15 protein-coding genes are annotated in these 17,138 nt (G+C 70.9%); 9 read left to right on the top strand and 6 right to left on the bottom strand.

The genetic code is table 11. From position 1 onward, the window contains the following. Positions 1-6: 6 nt before the first annotated feature. Positions 7-1,752, bottom strand: coding sequence for an arginine--tRNA ligase (gene argS, locus BDW27_RS12510; RefSeq protein WP_017544001.1), 1,746 nt, complete (start codon positions 1,750-1,752; stop codon positions 7-9). Between the two features lie 98 nt (positions 1,753-1,850). Between argS and BDW27_RS12505 the strand changes: the two genes are divergently transcribed. Further along, positions 1,851-2,291, top strand: coding sequence for a protein-tyrosine phosphatase family protein (locus tag BDW27_RS12505; protein ID WP_026129152.1), 441 nt, complete (start codon positions 1,851-1,853; stop codon positions 2,289-2,291). 28 nt (positions 2,292-2,319) lie between these two features. On the opposite strand, the gene plsX is transcribed toward BDW27_RS12505, so the two are convergent. Further along, a complete protein-coding gene (gene plsX / locus BDW27_RS12500; RefSeq protein ID WP_110049414.1) occupies positions 2,320-3,399 on the bottom strand; it encodes a phosphate acyltransferase PlsX in 1,080 nt (359 codons plus the stop codon). 431 nt (positions 3,400-3,830) lie between these two features. Between plsX and BDW27_RS12495 the strand changes: the two genes are divergently transcribed. Beyond that, positions 3,831-5,174 (top strand): KamA family radical SAM protein, encoded by a 1,344-nt coding sequence (locus BDW27_RS12495; RefSeq protein ID WP_110049413.1) that lies wholly within the window; start codon positions 3,831-3,833, stop codon positions 5,172-5,174. A gap of 237 nt (positions 5,175-5,411) precedes the next feature. Here the strand turns inward: BDW27_RS12495 and BDW27_RS12490 are convergent, their stop codons facing one another. Together BDW27_RS12490 and BDW27_RS12485 are read right to left on the bottom strand one after the other, a co-directional pair. After that, complete coding sequence (locus tag BDW27_RS12490; RefSeq protein ID WP_110049412.1) at positions 5,412-5,645, bottom strand: DUF397 domain-containing protein; 234 nt, start codon at positions 5,643-5,645, stop codon at positions 5,412-5,414. Positions 5,646-6,142: 497 nt separating this feature from the next. Beyond that, complete coding sequence (locus BDW27_RS12485; RefSeq protein WP_017543996.1) at positions 6,143-6,988, bottom strand: helix-turn-helix transcriptional regulator; 846 nt, start codon at positions 6,986-6,988, stop codon at positions 6,143-6,145. A gap of 372 nt (positions 6,989-7,360) precedes the next feature. Between BDW27_RS12485 and BDW27_RS12480 the strand changes: the two genes are divergently transcribed. Then, positions 7,361-7,912 carry an ATP-binding protein gene (locus BDW27_RS12480; protein WP_110049411.1) on the top strand — a complete coding sequence of 184 codons (552 nt, stop codon included), beginning with the start codon at positions 7,361-7,363 and terminating at the stop codon, positions 7,910-7,912. Between the two features lie 146 nt (positions 7,913-8,058). Beyond that, entirely contained in the window at positions 8,059-8,418 is a 360-nt protein-coding gene (locus BDW27_RS12475; RefSeq protein WP_017543994.1) for an STAS domain-containing protein, read from the top strand. Positions 8,419-8,523: 105 nt separating this feature from the next. On the opposite strand, the gene glmS is transcribed toward BDW27_RS12475, so the two are convergent. Further along, on the bottom strand, positions 8,524-10,377 hold the full coding sequence (gene glmS / locus BDW27_RS12470) for a glutamine--fructose-6-phosphate transaminase (isomerizing) (RefSeq protein ID WP_083927483.1): 1,854 nt from the start codon (positions 10,375-10,377) through the stop codon (positions 8,524-8,526). A 333-nt stretch (positions 10,378-10,710) separates the two neighbouring features. Here glmS and coaA point away from each other — a divergent pair, with 333 nt between their 5' ends. From coaA to BDW27_RS12450, 4 genes are all read left to right on the top strand, one after another. Further along, positions 10,711-11,616, top strand: coding sequence for a type I pantothenate kinase (gene coaA / locus BDW27_RS12465; RefSeq protein WP_026129148.1), 906 nt, complete (start codon positions 10,711-10,713; stop codon positions 11,614-11,616). A gap of 83 nt (positions 11,617-11,699) precedes the next feature. Beyond that, the gene (locus BDW27_RS12460; protein WP_017543991.1) at positions 11,700-12,005 is read left to right on the top strand and encodes a hypothetical protein; all 306 of its coding nucleotides are present in this window, start codon (positions 11,700-11,702) and stop codon (positions 12,003-12,005) included. 184 nt (positions 12,006-12,189) lie between these two features. Beyond that, positions 12,190-14,319 (top strand): AAA family ATPase, encoded by a 2,130-nt coding sequence (locus BDW27_RS12455; RefSeq protein WP_017543990.1) that lies wholly within the window; start codon positions 12,190-12,192, stop codon positions 14,317-14,319. 105 nt (positions 14,320-14,424) lie between these two features. Then, the gene (locus BDW27_RS12450) at positions 14,425-14,835 is read left to right on the top strand and encodes a hypothetical protein (protein WP_110049410.1); all 411 of its coding nucleotides are present in this window, start codon (positions 14,425-14,427) and stop codon (positions 14,833-14,835) included. 149 nt (positions 14,836-14,984) lie between these two features. On the opposite strand, the gene BDW27_RS12445 is transcribed toward BDW27_RS12450, so the two are convergent. Then, entirely contained in the window at positions 14,985-15,701 is a 717-nt protein-coding gene (locus BDW27_RS12445) for a DUF998 domain-containing protein (protein WP_110049409.1), read from the bottom strand. A 236-nt stretch (positions 15,702-15,937) separates the two neighbouring features. Between BDW27_RS12445 and BDW27_RS12440 the strand changes: the two genes are divergently transcribed. Beyond that, positions 15,938-16,840 carry a universal stress protein gene (locus tag BDW27_RS12440; RefSeq protein WP_110049408.1) on the top strand — a complete coding sequence of 301 codons (903 nt, stop codon included), beginning with the start codon at positions 15,938-15,940 and terminating at the stop codon, positions 16,838-16,840. Positions 16,841-17,138 lie beyond the last annotated feature (298 nt).

The following is a 17,138-nucleotide window of genomic DNA, read 5'->3' as shown; positions in this document are numbered from 1 at the left end:
AAGCGGCTACATGTGCTCGGGCGACTCCACTCCGAGCAGGTCCAGACCCTGGACCAGCACGCGCAGCGCCACGGACACCAGCGCCAGACGCGACTCGCGCTCGGCGTCGGTCTCCGCTGTCAGCACCGGGCAGTGCTCGTAGAACGCGGTGAGGTTCTGCGCCAGCTCGAACAGGTACGTGGACAGGCGGTGCGGCTGGAGGTGGTCGCCCACCTGCTCCACCACGGCGCCGAAGCCCAGCAGCTTGAGCGCGAGTTCGCGCTCGGAGCCCTCGGAGACGGTGATCCGCCCATCGACGGTCCGGGGGTCCACTCCGCCCTTGCGGAAGATGGACCGGATCCGGGCCTGCGCGTACTGGATGTAGGGGCCGGTGTTCCCGGTCAGCGCCAGCATGCGGTCGAAGTCGAACACGTACTCGGTGTCGTGCGAGACCGACAGGTCCGCGTACTTCACCGCGCCGATGCCGACCTTGCGGGCGATCTCCGCCTGGCTCTCGGCGTCCAGGTCGGGGCGGTTCTCCGCCACCACGGCCGCCGCCCGCTGGATCGCCTCGTCCAGCAGCTGCACGAGCCGGACCGGGGCGCCGCTGCGGGTACGCAGGATCTTGCCGTCCGAGCCCAGTACGTTGCCGATCTGCACGTGCGTGGTCTCGACGCTCTCCGGCAGCCACCCCGCGGCGCGCGCGGTGGCCCACACCATCTTGAAGTGCATGGCCTGCGGGGCGCCGACCACGTACAGGATGCGGTCGGCCTTGAGGTCGTCCACCCGGTACCGGACGGTGGCCAGGTCCGTGGTGGCGTAGCCGTAGCCGCCGTCGCTCTTGCGGACGATCAGCGGGACCGGCTTGTCCTCGCGGCCGGTGAACCCCTCGAGGAACACGCACAGGGCGCCGTCGCTGATCTCGGCGATGCCCTTGGTCTCCAGCTCGTCGCACACGTCGGCGAGCATCGCGTTGTAGCTGCTCTCACCGGCGAGGTGTTCGTCGGTGAGGGTGACGCCCAGCTTGGCGTAGACCTTGTTGAAGTAGACCCGGGACAGGCCCACCAGCTTGCGCCACAGGCGCAGGGTCTCCTCGTCGCCGCTCTGGAGGGCCACCACGCGGCGGCGCGCGCGGGCGGCGAAGTCGTCCGTGCCCTCGCCGGAGGAGTCGAACTTGGTTCGGGCCGCCTGGTAGAAGGCGTTGGGGTCCGTGGTGAGGAGGTCGGCCTCCTCGGACTCCTCGCCGACCTCCAGCAGGTGCTCGATGAGCATGCCGAAGGGGGTGCCCCAGTCACCGATGTGGTTCTGCCGGATGACGTTGTGGCCCAGGAACTCCAGGGTGCGGGCCAGGGAGTCGCCCACCACCGTGGTGCGCAGGTGCCCGACGTGCATCTCCTTGGCCACGTTGGGCGCGGAGTAGTCGAGCGGGATGTTCAGGCGCTCCTGGACCGGAACGCCCACGCGCGGGTCGTCGAGGAGCTGGCGCGCCTGGTCGGCGATCCAGTCCTCGCGGAGCGTGAGGTTGATGAAGCCCGGCCCGCTGACCTCGACGTCTCTGCACACGTCGGCGACGTCCAGGTGCTCCATGATCGCCGCGGAGACCTCGCGGGGCTTGCGGCCCAGGCGCTTGGCGAGCGCGAGTGCGGCGTTCGCCTGGTAGTCGGCGAACTGGGACGGGCGGACGACGGGATCGGTGTCGGCGAACTCGGGGCCGAAGGCGGCACCGAGGGCGGACTGGACCCGTCGCGAGAGTACTTCCTGCGGGTCGACCATGCCCCTAAGACTACCGACCGCCTATCCCCCTCCCGACAGGTTTCAAACGGACCCCCGGGGCGCCGATTCGCCGGGGGCCGGCCGGATACCCTCCCTCCATGAAGCAACCGTGGAACCCCGAAGCCCCCGGTGTGTTGAGGCTCCCCTCCGGTCGCGTGGTCCGGGGCCGCGGCCTGGGCTACCCGTTGCCGGAGGGCCCGGTGCCCGTGTTCGGGCTGTACCTGCTGGACCACGAACCGCCGACCTTCACCTGGTCCGGTCGCTGGGTGCACTGGCCGGACTTCGGTCTGCCCGCCGATGACGCGGACGCCCTGGCCGCGCTCCGTGAGGCCCTGGACCGAGCGGACCGGGAGCGGGTGGAGCTGGCCTGTCTGGGCGGGCGGGGCCGGACCGGGACCGCGCTCTCCTGCCTGGCGGTGCTGGACGGGGTGCCCGCGTCCGAGGCCGTGGCCTACGTGCGCGAGCACTACTCGCCGCACGCGGTGGAGACCCCCGAACAGGAGGCCTACGTGCGGGCCTTCGGCGGTTCCGAGGGCTGAGCCGCGGGGAGACCGGGCCGGGTCCGGGTCAGCGCTCCTCGGAACGGCGGTGGAGCCAGTGCGGGGAGCGCTGGGGTACCCGGCGGCGGATCTGGTCGCCTATCCGGCCGCCCGCGAGGTCGTGGGCGAGCCGGCAGGCCTGCGCGATGCCCTCGGGGTGGCTGTCGCCGTGCGCGATGACCACGGTGCCGTTCAGGCCCAGCAGGGCGGCACCCCCGTAGGTCTCGCTGTCGAACCGCTCCCGCACCCCGCGCAGGGCACCGCGCTGGAGCAGGGCGCCGGTCCGGGCCAGGGCGGACGAGGTGAGCGCCTCCTTGAGGGCGTTCATCGTGAAGGCGGCGGTCCCCTCGATGGTCTTGAGCGCCACGTTGCCGGTGTGGCCGTCGGTCACCACCACGTCGACCCTTCCCCGCAGCAGGTCGTGGCCCTCGATGTTGCCCCGGAAGTCCATGGACTCGGAGTTCTCCGGGGCGGCCAGCAGCTCGCTGGCCCTGCGGATCAGCCTGTTGCCCTTGCCGGGCTCCGAACCGATGTTGAGCACGCCCACGCGGGGGCGTTCCACCCCGAAGGCGGTCTGGGCGTAGGCGCACCCCAGGTGCGCGAACTGGACCAGCATCTCCGGTTTGGCGTCGGCGTTGGCCCCGGCGTCCACCATGATCGTCGGGACCGGACCGGTCGGCAGGGTCACCGCCAGAGCCGGGCGCAGCACCCCCGGCTGGGTGCGCAGCCGCACGGTGGAGGTGGCCACTATCCCGCCGGTCGAGCCCGCCGAGACCAGCGCGTCCGCGTCCCCCCGGCGGATCAGCCGACAGCCCACCGCCGCGCTGGACCGGGGACGACGCCAGCTGGCCAGGGCCCCCTCGTCCATGGCGATGTTGTCCTCGGCGTGCACCACCGGGATGTCGCGCAGGGCGCCCTCCTCGGCGAGCTGGGCGGCGATCTCGGTGCGGCGCCCCACGAGCAGGACCCGCAGGCCCAGCTCACGGAAGGCCATGACGGCGCCGCGTACGACCTCACGGGGGGCGTTGTCGCCGCCCATGGCGTCCACCGCGATGATCGGCGGTGACGTACGCGGTACCGGTGCGTCCGCGTCGGGTGTGCCAGTCACAGCTTCCTCACACGGTCGGTTGGTGCTGACGGACGGGTGTGGCGTGCCGTTGGCGCAGCTGGGCGCGGGCACACGGCACGGATGAACACGCCTCTTCGGGGCCGCACGGGGTGATGTGGTGACACGCTATCGGGTCGCCCTCCCGCTGACTGCGGACGGCACCTTCGTGTAGTCATGCGAGGATACTTCCTGTATGTCCAGGTCAGGGCTGGATATTACGCAGAGCGGGTACAAAGCCCCTAGACGGGGTATATCCGCTCGCTGGCCGTGTCGCTGGAAACACTCTGGTCACAGCCGATAACTGATTTTTCATCCCCAGGTGGTCGCCCGGCACCCGTATGCCGGAGCCACCGGCTCAGGGCTGCCCTGCTCCACGCGGGCGGGCCCCTGTCCAACCGCAGGAGAGGAGAGGCGTGAGCGTAACGCCAGACGTGGCACAGTCCCCGTCCGCCGGACGTCGGTTTCGTGCCTACACGACGAAACACCTTGACGAGCTCACGGCGAGAGCCGGTCTCGCGGCTGACGAGCAGCTCGCGGTCAAGGCGGTCGCCCATGTGCTGCCGTTCCGGGTCAACAGCTACGTCATCGACGAGCTGATCGACTGGGACGCCGCTCCCGACGATCCGATCTACCGACTGGTCTTCCCGCAGGCCGACATGCTCCCCGCGGCCGACGTCTCCCGGATCGCCGACCTCATCAGTTCCGGAGCGGGCCGCAAGGAGCTCAACGAGGCCGCCAACGGCGTCCGCGCCAAGCTGAACCCGCACCCGGCCGGGCAGATGGACCTCAACGTGCCCACCACGGGTAACGAGGAGCCCATCCCGGGCATCCAGCACAAGTACAAGGAAACGGTCCTCTTCTTCCCGAAGCAGGGCCAGACCTGTCACGCGTACTGCACCTACTGCTTCCGCTGGGCGCAGTTCGTCGGTGACGCCGACCTCAAGTTCGCGTCCGGCGAGATCGACCAGATGGTCGACTACGTGCGCAACCACCCCGAGGTCACCAGCGTCCTGTTCACCGGTGGCGACCCGATGATCATGGGTGAGGGGGTCATCTCCCGCTACATCGAGCCGCTGCTGGAGATCGAGCACCTCGAGGCCATCCGGATCGGGACCAAGGCGCTGGCCTACTGGCCGCAGCGCTTCACCACCGACCCGGACGCGGACGACACGCTCCGTCTGTTCGAGAAGGTCGTGGCCTCGGGCAAGAACCTCGCGTTCATGGCCCACTTCTCGCACCCGAACGAGATGAAGTCCGGGCTCGTGCAGGAGGCCGTGCGCCGCATCCGCGAGACCGGGGCGGTCATCCGTACCCAGGCGCCGCTGATCCGCACGATCAACGACGACTCGGCCACGTGGGAGGACATGTGGCGGACGCACCTGCGTCACGGCATGGTGCCCTACTACATGTTCGTCGAGCGTGACACCGGCCCGCAGGACTACTTCGCGGTGCCGCTGGCGGAGGCCTACGACATCTTCCGGGGTGCCTACCAGAAGGTCTCGGGCCTGGCCCGGACCGTGCGCGGCCCGTCGATGTCGGCGACCCCGGGCAAGGTGTGCGTGGACGGGGTGACGGAGATCTTGGGAGAGAAGGTCTTCGTCCTGCACTTCATCCAGGCACGCGACCCGGAGCTGGTCGGCCAGCCCTTCTTCGCCAAGTACGACGAGAAGGCCGCCTGGCTGTTCGACCTCAAGCCCGCCCTCGGTGCCACCCACTTCCCGTGGGAGAACGCCCCGATCGGCGCCAACGGCCTGGTCGATCCCGCCAGCCTCTAGCCGGAGGCCGCGTCCGCCCCGGTGGACGCGGCGGTGAACAGCGGAGCCCGGCACCCTGGTGGGTGCCGGGCTCCGTCCGTGTCCGTGCCGTGGACGGATGCAGGCCGCCGTGGGACGGGTGTCGACCACGGGGCCGACGGCGCGGACACGGTCCCGGGAAGGTCTGCCTGTGGGGGAGGAGGGCCCGGGGCCGGATGGTTCGTGGGGGTGCGGTGCGCGGGTCCGGCACCGCCCCGGTCAGTCGAGGAGGGCGTCGAAGTCGCCGGTCTTGGCGCCCCGGACGAAGGCCCTGATCTCGGCGGGCGTGTAGACCAGCGCGGGCCCTTCCGGATCGCGGGAGTTGCGCATGGCGATGTCACCGCCGGGCAGGGTCGCGACCTCCACGCAGTTGCCGTCCGGGTTGCTCCAACTGCTCTTGGTCCATGCGACCTCCAACCGGTCCGCGGGGACGCCGTTGTAGATCGGTTGCATCCTCAACCTCCTGGAAGTTCGGGGACTGGTGAGCGGGGTGTCCGCGAACGGCTCAAGCACGCCGTGCGTGTCGGACCTGACCACCCGGACGTCCGCCTTGTCCAGGGGCGATCGGTTTCTTGGCGGGTGATCCATTTGTCCCCATACGAGCCCAAAGCGTAGTCCATGCACGTGCATCGGTGATTGCATCGGTAATCAACCCCCCGTGTGCGCGCAGGGGGAAGCCGAAGGAACCGCATGTCAGACCTAACGTGCCAGGGCCGCAGAAGGTTCGGCTTTCCGCGATTGTTTCCCAGTCGTGGCCGAAGCCGGACACGAAAGCGACCCCGTGGGTACGCAGGGCGTTCACGGGGTCGCGGGGGGTACGGGTCCGGGCACGGTCAGCTCGGGTGGGGGATCGGGACGCGGAGGGCTGGTGTGGGGGATCGGCGGGGCCGAGGGCGGCCGGTCGCGGGTGGCTGTGCGCGGACGGGTGCCCGGCGGACCGGCTCGGAACCTCAGCCCCCGTAGCGCTTGAGGAAGTCCTGGAGGATGTCCGGGGTCTGGCCCGGAAGGGGAGCCTGGGTCGCCAGGTGGTCCATGGTCTGCGCGTAGCGGCTGGTGTCGTCGAACTTGTCGAAGTACAGGGCGCTGCTCAGCTGCTCCAGGTAGACCACGTCGGGCAGCTGGGGCGTGGGGAACCGCAGGATGCTGAACGGGCCGCCGGCCGCCGGGTGGCCGCCCATGGCGAACGTGGCGATCTGGATGGTGATGTTGGGGCGGCGGGCCATCTCCAGCAGGTGCTCGACCTGCTCGCGCATGACCTCGGCGTCGCCGAAGGGACGGTGCAGGACCGCCTCGTCGATGACGGCCCACAGGCGCGGCGGATCGCCCTCGGCGGACGAGAAACGCCGTTGCCGATGCATACGCATGTTCACACGGCTGTTGACGTCCTCCTCCGAGGTGGCCGTGCGCGAGAGCCGGATCACCGAGCGGGCGTACCCCTCGGTCTGGAGCAGCCCGGGTACGAACTGGACCTCGAAGGTACGGATGACCGACGCGGCCTCCTCGAGGCCGACGTAGACGCCGAACCACTGCGGCAGCACGTCGCCGTACTTGTGCCACCAGCCCTGGGCGTTGGCGCTGGAGATCATCCCGACCAGGGCCTCGCGCTGCTCGGGCTCCTTCACTCCGTACAGCTTCAGCAGGTCGTCGACGTCCCGGTGTTTGAAACTGACCTGGCCGAGCTCCATACGGCTGATCTTGGCGTGGGACGCGCGGATGGCGTATCCGGCGTCCTCCCGGGAAATGCCCTTCTCCTGGCGCAGGCGCCGCAGCTGGGTGCCGAGCAGAATGCGCAGCACGGTGGGACCACCACTGGAATTGGCCAGGAAATCCTGTGTGACCTGGTGGTTCGGCGTCGGGTCTGCTACCACTTCGCCTCCCTATGGAGTGGTATTGGCGGGAGCGACCGCTCAGTATACCGATGTCGTTCTTCCGGGACAGGGGGTCGAGAGCCGAATCGAACCCCAGTGAAGGGTACCGGCGAGAATCACGGAAGAGGGGCGGACTAATTCTTCGTGAGAGGGCCTACCGAAAGGGGGAGGGCTTCCTATAGTGTTGCCCAACGTTGGGCTGCACGTGCATCTGTGGTTTGCGTATGTAAGGAACACGTACGCGGGGCAGGGAGCGGCGCAGGACGGACGCGCGAACCGACATCATCCGTGAGGACCGTGATGAACACAGAGCTGGTGCCTTCGGAGCTGCACGCCGGGGCATCCTGGGGCCGCTCCTCCCGGACGCGCACGCCCGAGTCGACGCGCGGCGGGTGGTGGGACCCGTCGCTCGGTCGCTTGGGTATCGGGGAGAGTCGGTGCGCGCCTGGTGGCGCCGCCGCCTCCTTCGGCGCGGTGCCGGACTCGGTCCGGTCGGCCCGGGAGTTCGGGGCCGAGAACCTGGCCGCGTGGGGGCTCACGCGGCTGGCCGAGGACGTCCGGCTCATCATCTCCGAACTGGTCGGCAACGCCTGTCGGCACGCGGTGACCGACGAGCCCCCCGAGCGCACCCGGGTCACCCTCCAGCTGCGGCCGTTCCCCAGGGACGGTGCGGTGGTGTGCATGGTCGCCGACCCCGAGCCGCGCGGACCGGTCCGGGTCGAGGCGCACCATTTCGCCGAGTCGGGACGCGGACTCGGGCTCGTGGCCGCATTCAGTCGCGAATGGGGCTGGAATCCCGTGGACGGTCACGGAAAGATCGTTTGGGCGATTTGCGGTTCTGATCCGTTCTGACGGCACGCCGATATCCACGGGAAACGGACGGCGACCGTGTTCCGGGACAGGTGTGGAGTCCGCCGGGCCGAGTAGGCTGTCAAGGCATGTCGGCATTTGACCGACGGCGGCACAGACCCCACCGACCCCCACCACGGGAGTAAGGCGTGGACGTACTGGACCCGGACCAGGAGCGCTTCCGCTGCGACGGCATGACCGTCATCCACCTCGAGGGCGAGATCGACATCGCCACGGCCGAGGGCGTCTTCGCCCGCCTGGCCTCCTCCGTGATCGAGAACTGTACGATCGTCGACCTGTCCGGGGTGGGCTTCATCGACGCCTCGGGGGTCAACGCGCTGGTCGGGGCCATGCGGATCGCCTCCGGCTCCCAGCGCCACCTGCTGGTGTCGAGCCCGCCGCGGCAGCTGAGCCGCATCCTGGACGTCCTGGACCTGCACGGGATGCTGCCCACCCACGCCGACGTCATCGCCGCTCGGGCCAGCCACACCGCCCACGTCCCGCACTGACCCCCGGAGTCCGCGCGGCAGCCGCCCGCCGACGCGAGCGGGGTGCGCCGCCGGGGGAGGACCCCCGAGCGACGCACCCCGAACCGCCCGGGTGCGCGTCCCGGCCTACTCCACGGTCACGCTCTTGGCGAGGTTGCGGGGCTGGTCGACGTCGTTGCCCTTGGCCAGGGCGAGTTCGCACGCGAACACCTGCATGGGGATCGTCGCGACGATCGGCTGGAGCAGGGTCGGCACCGCCGGGATCTCGATGAGCGAGTCCGCGTACGGACGCACCGACTCGTCGCCCTCCTCGGCGATCACGATGGTGCGGGCGCCACGGGCGCGCACCTCCTGGATGTTCGACACGATCTTGTCGTGCAGCACGCTGCGCCCCTTGGGCGAGGGCACCACGACGACCACCGGCAGACCGTCCTCGATCAGCGCGATCGAGCCGTGCTTGAGCTCGCCGGCGGCGAACGCCTCGGCGTGCATGTACGCCAGCTCCTTGAGCTTGAGCGCGCCCTCCATCGCCACCGGGAAGCCCACGTGGCGGCCCAGGAACAGGACGGTGTTCTCGTCGGCCAGGGAACGGGCCAGTTCGCGGACCGGCTCCACCGAGTCCAGGACCCTCTCGATCTGCTCCGGCATGGTGGCCAGCTGCGCGATCACGGCGTTGATCTCGTCGCCGAACTTCAGCCCGCGCACCTGTGCCAGGTACAGGCCGATCAGGTAGCAGGCGGCCAGCTGGGTGAGGAAGGTCTTGGTGGCGGCCACCCCGACCTCCGGGCCGGCGTGCGTGTACAGCACGCCGTCGGACTCGCGCGGGATCGTCGAGCCGTTGACGTTGCAGATCGCCAGTACGCGTGCGCGCTGCTCGCGGGCGTAGCGGACCGCCATCAGGGTGTCCATGCTCTCGCCGGACTGCGAGATGGCGATGACCAGGGTCTGCTGGTCCAGGATCGGGTCGCGGTAGCGGAACTCGCTGGCGACCTCCACCTCGCAGGGGATCCGGCACCAGTGCTCGATCGCGTACTTGGCGATCAAACCCGCGTGGTACGACGTGCCGCACGCGATGATGACGATCTTCTCGACCGACCGCAGCTCGGCGGGGGTCAGCCGCATCTCGTCCAGGGTGAGCTGGCCGTCGACCGAGACCCGGCCCAGGAGGGTGTCGGCGACAGCCTTGGGCTGCTCGACGATCTCCTTGAGCATGAAGTAGTCGAAGCCGTCCTTCTCCGCCGCCGAGGCGTCCCAGTCCACGTGGTACTCACGCACGTCCACCGGGTTGCCGTCGTAGTCGGTGACGACCACGGAGTCGGCGCGCAGCTCCACGACCTGGTCCTGGCCGAGCTCGACCGCCTCACGGGTGTGGGCGATGAACGCCGCCACGTCGCTCGCCAGGAAGTTCTCGCCCTGCCCGCGACCGACGACCAGCGGGGAGTTGCGGCGCGCCGCGACGACCAGGTCCGGGTCGTCGACGGAGACGGCGACCAGGGTGAAGGCACCCTCCAGGCGCTTGCACACCTCGCGCATGGCTCCGGGGAGGTCCCCGTCGCCGCGCCGCTCCAGCTCCTTGCTGAGCAGGTGGGAGGAGACCTCGGTGTCGGTCTCGGACAGGAACTTGCAGCCCTGCTCCTCCAGCTCCAGGCGAAGGGCGGCGAAGTTCTCGATGATGCCGTTGTGGACGACGGCCACCCGGTTGTCGTTGTCGACGTGGGGGTGGGCGTTCACGTCGTTGGGCGCGCCGTGCGTGGCCCAACGGGTGTGACCGATCCCGGCGCCCTCACCCGAGACCGGGTTCTCCTCCAGGGCCTGACGCAGGTTGGCGAGCTTGCCCGCCCGCTTCTGGGAGCGCAGGGTCCCTTCACCCAGCACAGCGACACCCGCGGAGTCATATCCGCGGTACTCCAACCTCGCGAGGCCGTTCACGACGACCTCTAGCGCCGGTTGCGGCCCGACGTAGCCAACGATTCCGCACATGGGCGCCAGCGTAAGCCAAAAGATGTCCGGAATCGACCAACCAGTGGTTCATACCACTTGTTGTTTTCCCAGGTGGCGGTATAGACCATTTGGTGCATGCTGAGTAGACCACGCAGGTGGGAGGGTGGGAGCGGTCGTCGAGTGGAACCGGTTCCCACTCCGACGAACCCACCCAAAAAACCTTGCGTGTCGGGCGTGTGAACGTGTGGTGTCCCGCACGTTCCGCCTCGGCGCCGGACAATCGGGGGACCGGCTGCCCGGAGTGGGGGAGCGCCTCGTCTAAGGTGGTCAACCGTGTCTCACGCGACGAAGAACGGCATCTCCTCGCCGTACGTGGAACTGGACCGCGCGGCCTGGGCCGCCCTCCGGGCCTCCACGCCCCTGTCCCTGACCGAGGCCGACCTCAGCGACCTGCGAGGTACCAACGACCCCACCTCCCTCGACGAGGTCCGCGACATCTACCTGCCGCTGTCGCGGCTGCTCAACCTCTACGTGGGCGCCACGCAGCAGCGGCACGCCGCCGTGCGCGCCTTCCTCGGGGAGTCCGACCGGCCGTCGCCGTTCATCATCGGCGTGGCGGGCAGCGTCGCCGTGGGCAAGTCCACCACGGCGCGACTGCTGCGCTCCCTGCTCGCCCAGTGGCCCAACCACCCGGACGTCGAGCTCGTCAGCACCGACAACTTCCTCCACCCCAACTCCGTCCTCCAGTCGCGCGGACTCATGCGCCGCAAGGGGTTCCCGGAGAGCTACGACCGGCGCGCGCTGGTCCGGTTCGTCTCGGAGATGAAGGCCGGGGCCGACCGCCTCGACATCCCCGTCTACTCCCACCTGCACTACGACGTCGTTCCCGACGAACGCCAGACCGTGCACCGTCCCGACATCCTCATTGTCGAGGGCATCAACGTGCTCCAGCCCGCGACCGCCGGACGCCTGGCCGTCGCCGACTTCTTCGACTACTCCATCTACGTGGACGCCAAGGTGGACAACGTCCGCAGCTGGTACCTGGACCGGTTCCGGGAGCTGCGGCGCACCGCCTTCTCCGATCCCCGCTCCTACTTCCACCACATGGCCACCACCATCGAGGAGAACGAGGCCCTGGAGTTCGCCGCCAACACCTGGCAGACCATCAACGAGGTCAACCTCGTGGAGAACATCCGGCCGACCCGGGGCAGGGCCACCCTCGTCCTGTTCAAGGGAGACGACCACCGCGTCAGCCGGGTGCGCCTGCGCAAGACCTGACCGGCCCGCCCCGCCACGGGGCGGGCGGTCCCGCAATCCGGCGAACGGCCCCGTGCTCCCCGCCTCATGACTACCGTGACCCTATGGCCACTCCCAACGAGTACGTCCCCACCCCCACCGAGGTCATCGCATCATGGATCCCGCATGATGCCCGCTGGGACAAGCAGGCCCGCGCCGCCGCCCGCAGAGGCGTCACCGACCTGCGCCAGTACGTGATCGGACTGGTCTCCGACTACCGCGACGGCGGCGTCGAACTCACCGACGAGTACGACCGGCGGACCATCGACGCCGTCGTCGAGGACGTGGAGCTCGGGGGCGGGCTCGGGCGTGTGCGCTGGGACACCGTCCAGGACGCGATGCTCGTCCCGGACCGCTCCGGCGTCTGGTAGCTCCCCTGGGAACCTGGTCCCGGTCCACCGGGCTCGGGTAGGCTCACAGGTTCGGCATCACCGCCCCGCCGGGGCGTGGTGCGCGCTCATGGATCGGAACGAACCGGGCCCCTCGTGGCGACCGGGGCGGGACCGCGCGCACGCGTGAGGTCGCGTCCTGTCCCGCCGAACCACGAGGTTCCCCATGACCACGAACGATCCCTCAGCCGTGTCCGCTGACCCCGAGATCATCGCCGAACGGCGGGCGCTCAGCGCCGCCCGCGCCGCCCTGCGGGGCATGCGGGAGACGGTCGACGCCACCGAGATCCTCTTCGGTGACGCCGCCAAGGACAAGGTCACCGACGCCGCCCTGCGCCGCGGGCGCGAACGCCGGCTGGCAGCCCTGGCCGACATCCCGGGCGCCCCCCTGTACTTCGGGCGCATGGACTTCGAGCCGGGAACCGTCTTCCTCGACGACACCCCCTCCGAACGCCCCGACCGCGTCCACATCGGCCGCCGCCACGTCCACGACGGCCGCGGCCGCCCCGTGGTCCTGGACTGGCGCGCGCCCATCAGCGTCGCCTACTACCAGGCCTCGCCCAGCGACCGGATGGACGTGCGGATCCGCCGACGCTACGGGTTCGGTACCGTCACCGGCGAGGACGGCGAGCCCGAGTCGGTCCTCACCGCCTTCGAGGACGAGGACCTCGTGCTCGGCCCCCGGGCCCCCGAGGCCTCGCTGGGCAGCGACCTCCTCAACTCCGAGATCGAGCGCCCCCGCACCGGCCCCATGCGCGACATCGTCGCCACCATCCAACCGGAACAGGACGCGCTGGTCCGCGCCCCGCTGGAGACCACCCTCTGCGTCCAGGGCGCCCCCGGTACCGGCAAGACCGCCGTGGGCCTGCACCGCATCGCCTTCCTGCTCTACAGCGAACGCGAACGCCTCTCCCGATCCGGTGTGGCAATCATCGGGCCCAACCGTTCGTTCCTCTCCTACATCCAGGACGTGCTCCCGGCGCTGGGCGAGGTGGACGTCCACCAGACCACCGTCAACGAGCTCCTCACCCGGGACCTGCCCGCGCGCCTGCGTCCGGCCCGGGGGTGGGTCCGCCGCGCGGAGACCCCCGAGGCCGCGCGCACCAAGGGCTCCGCGGTCATGGCCGAGGTGCTCCGCCGCGACCTGTGGGCGCACCTGCGGGCCCCGGAGGAGACCGTGATGGTCCGCCAGGGTTCGCGCCGCTGGCGGCTGTACCCGGAGGACCTGCGCCCCCTGCTCGACGAACTCGCCGAGCGCGGGGTGGCCTACGGGTCCGGCCGTGAACTCCTGTCCCACCGCATGGCGCACATGATCCTCTCCCTCATGGAGGCCGAGGGCCAGGTCTGCGACGACCGGACCCACACCCGGGTGCGCCGGGACCCTGCGGTGCGCGCCGCCGTCACCGCGCTGTGGCCCAAGGTGGACCCGCTCAGGATGGTGCTCGGTCTGCTCACCGATCCCGAGCGCCTGGCCCGCGCCGCCGAGGGCCTGCTCAGCGCCGAGGAACAGCGGGCCGTGCTCCTGCCGGGGCGGCCGCGCGGCCCCAAGTCGGCGCTGTGGTCGGAGGAGGACCTGGCCCTGGTGGACGAGGCCGCGGCGCTGATCGAACGGGTCCCGGGGCTGGGGCACGTGGTCGTGGACGAGGCCCAGGACCTGAGCCCCATGCAGTGCCGGGCGATCGGCCGCCGCGCCGGTGCGGGGTCGCTCACGGTGCTCGGCGACATCGCCCAGGGCACCAGCCCCTCCGCGGCCCGCAACTGGACGACGCTGCTGGAACACCTCGGCAAGCCCACCGGCCACCTGCACGCACTGAACCGGGGCTACCGCGTCCCGGCGCAGATCATCGACTTCGCCGCCCGGCTGCTGCCCTCGATCGCCCCGGGGCTGGGCGCCCCGGTCGCGGTCCGGCGTTCTCCGGGCGCGCTCCGGCTGGTCCCGGCCGCCGAGGGCATGGCCCGGGCGCTGGCCGAGTCCTGTCGTGGGGCGCTGGAGGGGGAGGGGTCGGTGGGTCTGATCGCCGCGGACCACCGTCTGCCCGAGCTGTGCGAGGCGCTGGCCGCCGAAGGGGTGAGCGCCCCGCTGTTGGGTGAGGCCGGTATGGACGGCTCCCGGCTGGTGGCGGTCCCCGCCAGCCTGGCCAAGGGGCTGGAGTTCGACACCGTGGTGGTCGCCGAACCCGCCGAGATCGTCGAGGCAGAGGAGCGCGGGGTGAACCGCCTCTACGTGGTCCTGACCCGCGCGGTGAGCTCCCTGCACGTCGTCCACACCCGCCCGCTGCCCGACACGCTCGCCTGACCTGCACCCCCGGAATCCGGCCCGTTCTTCGGAAAGGCGCGTGCAACCCCACGGGCGATTCGGCCGTCGGACCTGGTGCGGGCGGACGCACGAAGGGGGAACAGCATGAGGGGTGTCGTCCTCGACGACCTGGGGAAGCCGGTCGCGATCGGGGGCCCGGAGCTCGACCGACGGCTGCGAGGGGCCATGGAACGCGGCGGCGCCGATGAGTTCGGGGCGCTGCACGAGGAAGCCGAGGACCGGTTCGGGGCCGACGTGCTTTGGCCGTCGCGGGCCCGGGGTGACGCCGGGGCGCTTGGCGTCCACACGCGGCTGCGGGATCGTCGGGAGTGGGAGTGGGAGCCCACCCACCCGAACGTCCTCCTGGCGCCTCCGCGCCTGGCCACCGTGGGCGACCTCCCCCGGGCGTGCGTGGAGGCCCTGGGCCCCAGGACCCACGGGACGTGCGCGGCGCCGGAGGCGCACGCTCGGTGGCGGGTCCACGTGCTTGGGGGAGAGGAGCGCCGTTGCGCGTGAGGGCCCAAGGAGGCGGACGCGCCCCGGAACCCCGGGACCCGGACCCGCGCGGCCCCGGCCCCCGGACCCCCGAACCGAGAAGGCCCGGTCCCGGGGTTCCCCAACCCCGCAGGCCGCACCCCGACAGCAGTCGGTGCCGCGCTCCCGGATCAGCTGACGGCGTGCCTGGTGCGCGCGCGCTTCCACTGCCCGGGTACGACACCGGTGGCCAGCAGCCACAGGGCCACGGTCACCAGGTGGGCGCGTTCGGCCAGGCCGAGGGCGACCCCGGGCGAACCGTCCCCGGAGGACGCGAACACCAGCGCGGCCAGCACCAGGACCACCGCGGCGGCCACGGCCTGGGCCAGCGTGATCACCGCGAGGACCACCCAGGCGCGCTCCCCGGCCCTGCGGCGGTCCCAGGTCAGGGCAGCCGACGCCAGCAGGGCGGCCAGGGTGGCGACCACGGCCAGCACCGGTTGGACGGCCGTCGCCCCACGGACCCCCTCCACCACGGACTCCACCGTGCAGGCGGCGTCCGTGGCCACCACGCACCGGCCGGGCAGCAGGGACGCCGCCAGGGAAGCGGCACCGAACACGGCCATCGACCACCAGGAGACCGTCAGCCAGCGGCGGGGGCGCCGCGCCCCCAGGGCCAGCCCCAGACCTGCGGCGAGGACCACCAGGATCGCGGCCGTCCGGTACGCGCTGTCGAGGAACTGCCCGAAGCCGGAGGCGGGATCGGCGAGGGCCCCCTCGGTGACACCCGGGCCGACAGGGAGGATGATCTCGACGGCCCACAGGCTGTAGACGACGGCGGCGACCACGGCGGCGACACGGCCGTCGCGGTGGTCCCAGTGCGGTGTCGCGGTGTTCGAGTGTGGCATCGCGCCCCCAGTCTCCCCAGCTGACTCGTGTATGTCTCTCGGACGCGGCGAGGCGCCCGCACGTTCCGTCGTCGCGGGGACACGGGCCGTTCTGGGACCCTACGTCAGTCAACTCGCGGCGGCACTGTTATCCACGGGTGCGTGTTCGAGCGGCATCATCGTGGAACACCACGGGACACCGGCCGGTAGGTCCGGGAGCCGCGAGGGTATCGACGACCTACGGAAGGGCGCACGTGATGAACGGCGCAACCACGACACGATGGCTGATCGTGGGGGTGGACGGCACCGACTCCAGCAGGCACGCCCTGGAGTGGTCCGCGCACCAGGCCACGCTCCGCGGCCTCGGGGTACGGATCGTCGCCGCGGCGAACCCCCTGGCCACCGAGGACTTCGGGGTCTGGGGCGACGAGGGGGGACGCATCGAGGAGGGACCGGGCGCGGGCGCGCGACGGCTGCTCGACCGCGCCAGCGACTGGACGTCCCGGCTGTTCCCCGAGCTCTCCGTCCAGACCCGCCTCTCCTACTCCCGCCCGACGGAGGCCCTGCTCACCGAGGCGGCCGCCCCCGGAGCGGTGGCCGTGGTGGTGGGGTCGCGCGGGCTGAGCGGGATCGCCGCCGCGTTCGTGGGGTCGGTGGGTATAGAACTGGCCGCCCGCTCGCCGCTCCCGGTCATCGTGCTGCCCCGGGACCACGCGTCCGCGCACGGGGTGCGCAGCCGGGTGATCGTGGGGGTGGACGGCTCCGGACCCAGCCGCCACGCCCTGGAGTTCGCCTTCTCCCAGGCGGAGTTCGCCGACACCGACCTGGTGGCGGTGAGCGCCTGGCAGCCGCTGGTCGCCTTCGCGGCGGCCACGGGACCGATCCCGCCCGAGCTCTTCGACGACGCGACCGCCGCCGAGGCCGCGCGGCACGCCCTGGAGGAGGAGCTCACCGACCTGCGCCTGCTCCGCCCGGAGGTCCGCGTCCACACGCGGGTGGTGCGCGCGCACCCGGTCGTCGCGCTCCTGGAGGAGGCCACCCCGGCCGACCTCATCGTGGTGGGATCGCGTGGGCGCGGCGGCTTCCGGGGCCTGCTGCTGGGCTCCGTGAGCCACTCGGTCCTGCACGGTGCCCGGGGCCCCGTCGCCATACTCCGCTGAGCCCGCGGATCCGGGCAGAGGTCTATTCCGCGTGAACCCGCCCCTCGTCCGTTGTGTGACGAACAGCACCGTGTGTCGCTCTGGAGGGCCGTCCGGCCCGTGACACAGGGGAAACCGGCTCCGAGCAGTACCGGAGCACGGCCCGTGCGGACACGTTCCGGCACGTACCCGAACCACCCGAATCCCCTGCTGTGCAGTGGAATCGGCTTCGTCGACCCCGGGCGTATAGACCATTGGCCTAGTCCAATTGGTCAGCTTCGGCACTCGTCGTTCATGATGCGAGGGATCTCGTAAGTTC

Source organism: Nocardiopsis sp. L17-MgMaSL7, assembly GCF_003182025.1.
Classification (GTDB): domain Bacteria; phylum Actinomycetota; class Actinomycetes; order Streptosporangiales; family Streptosporangiaceae; genus Nocardiopsis; species Nocardiopsis prasina.
This window is presented reverse-complemented; position numbering and strand designations above follow the sequence as displayed.

Bases quoted from the DNA above. Each gene is read 5' to 3' on its own strand.
- argS (WP_017544001.1), bottom strand. From the start codon at position 1,752: ATGGTCGACCCGCAGGAAGTACTCTCGCGACGGGTCCAGTCCGCCCTC.
- BDW27_RS12505 (WP_026129152.1), top strand. From the start codon at position 1,851: ATGAAGCAACCGTGGAACCCCGAAGCCCCCGGTGTGTTGAGGCTCCCC.
- BDW27_RS12490 (WP_110049412.1), bottom strand. From the start codon at position 5,645: ATGCAACCGATCTACAACGGCGTCCCCGCGGACCGGTTGGAGGTCGCA.
- BDW27_RS12480 (WP_110049411.1), top strand. From the start codon at position 7,361: ATGAACACAGAGCTGGTGCCTTCGGAGCTGCACGCCGGGGCATCCTGG.
- glmS (WP_083927483.1), bottom strand. From the start codon at position 10,377: ATGTGCGGAATCGTTGGCTACGTCGGGCCGCAACCGGCGCTAGAGGTC.
- BDW27_RS12460 (WP_017543991.1), top strand. From the start codon at position 11,700: ATGGCCACTCCCAACGAGTACGTCCCCACCCCCACCGAGGTCATCGCA.
- BDW27_RS12455 (WP_017543990.1), top strand. From the start codon at position 12,190: ATGACCACGAACGATCCCTCAGCCGTGTCCGCTGACCCCGAGATCATC.
- BDW27_RS12450 (WP_110049410.1), top strand. From the start codon at position 14,425: ATGAGGGGTGTCGTCCTCGACGACCTGGGGAAGCCGGTCGCGATCGGG.
- BDW27_RS12445 (WP_110049409.1), bottom strand. From the start codon at position 15,701: ATGCCACACTCGAACACCGCGACACCGCACTGGGACCACCGCGACGGC.
- BDW27_RS12440 (WP_110049408.1), top strand. From the start codon at position 15,938: ATGAACGGCGCAACCACGACACGATGGCTGATCGTGGGGGTGGACGGC.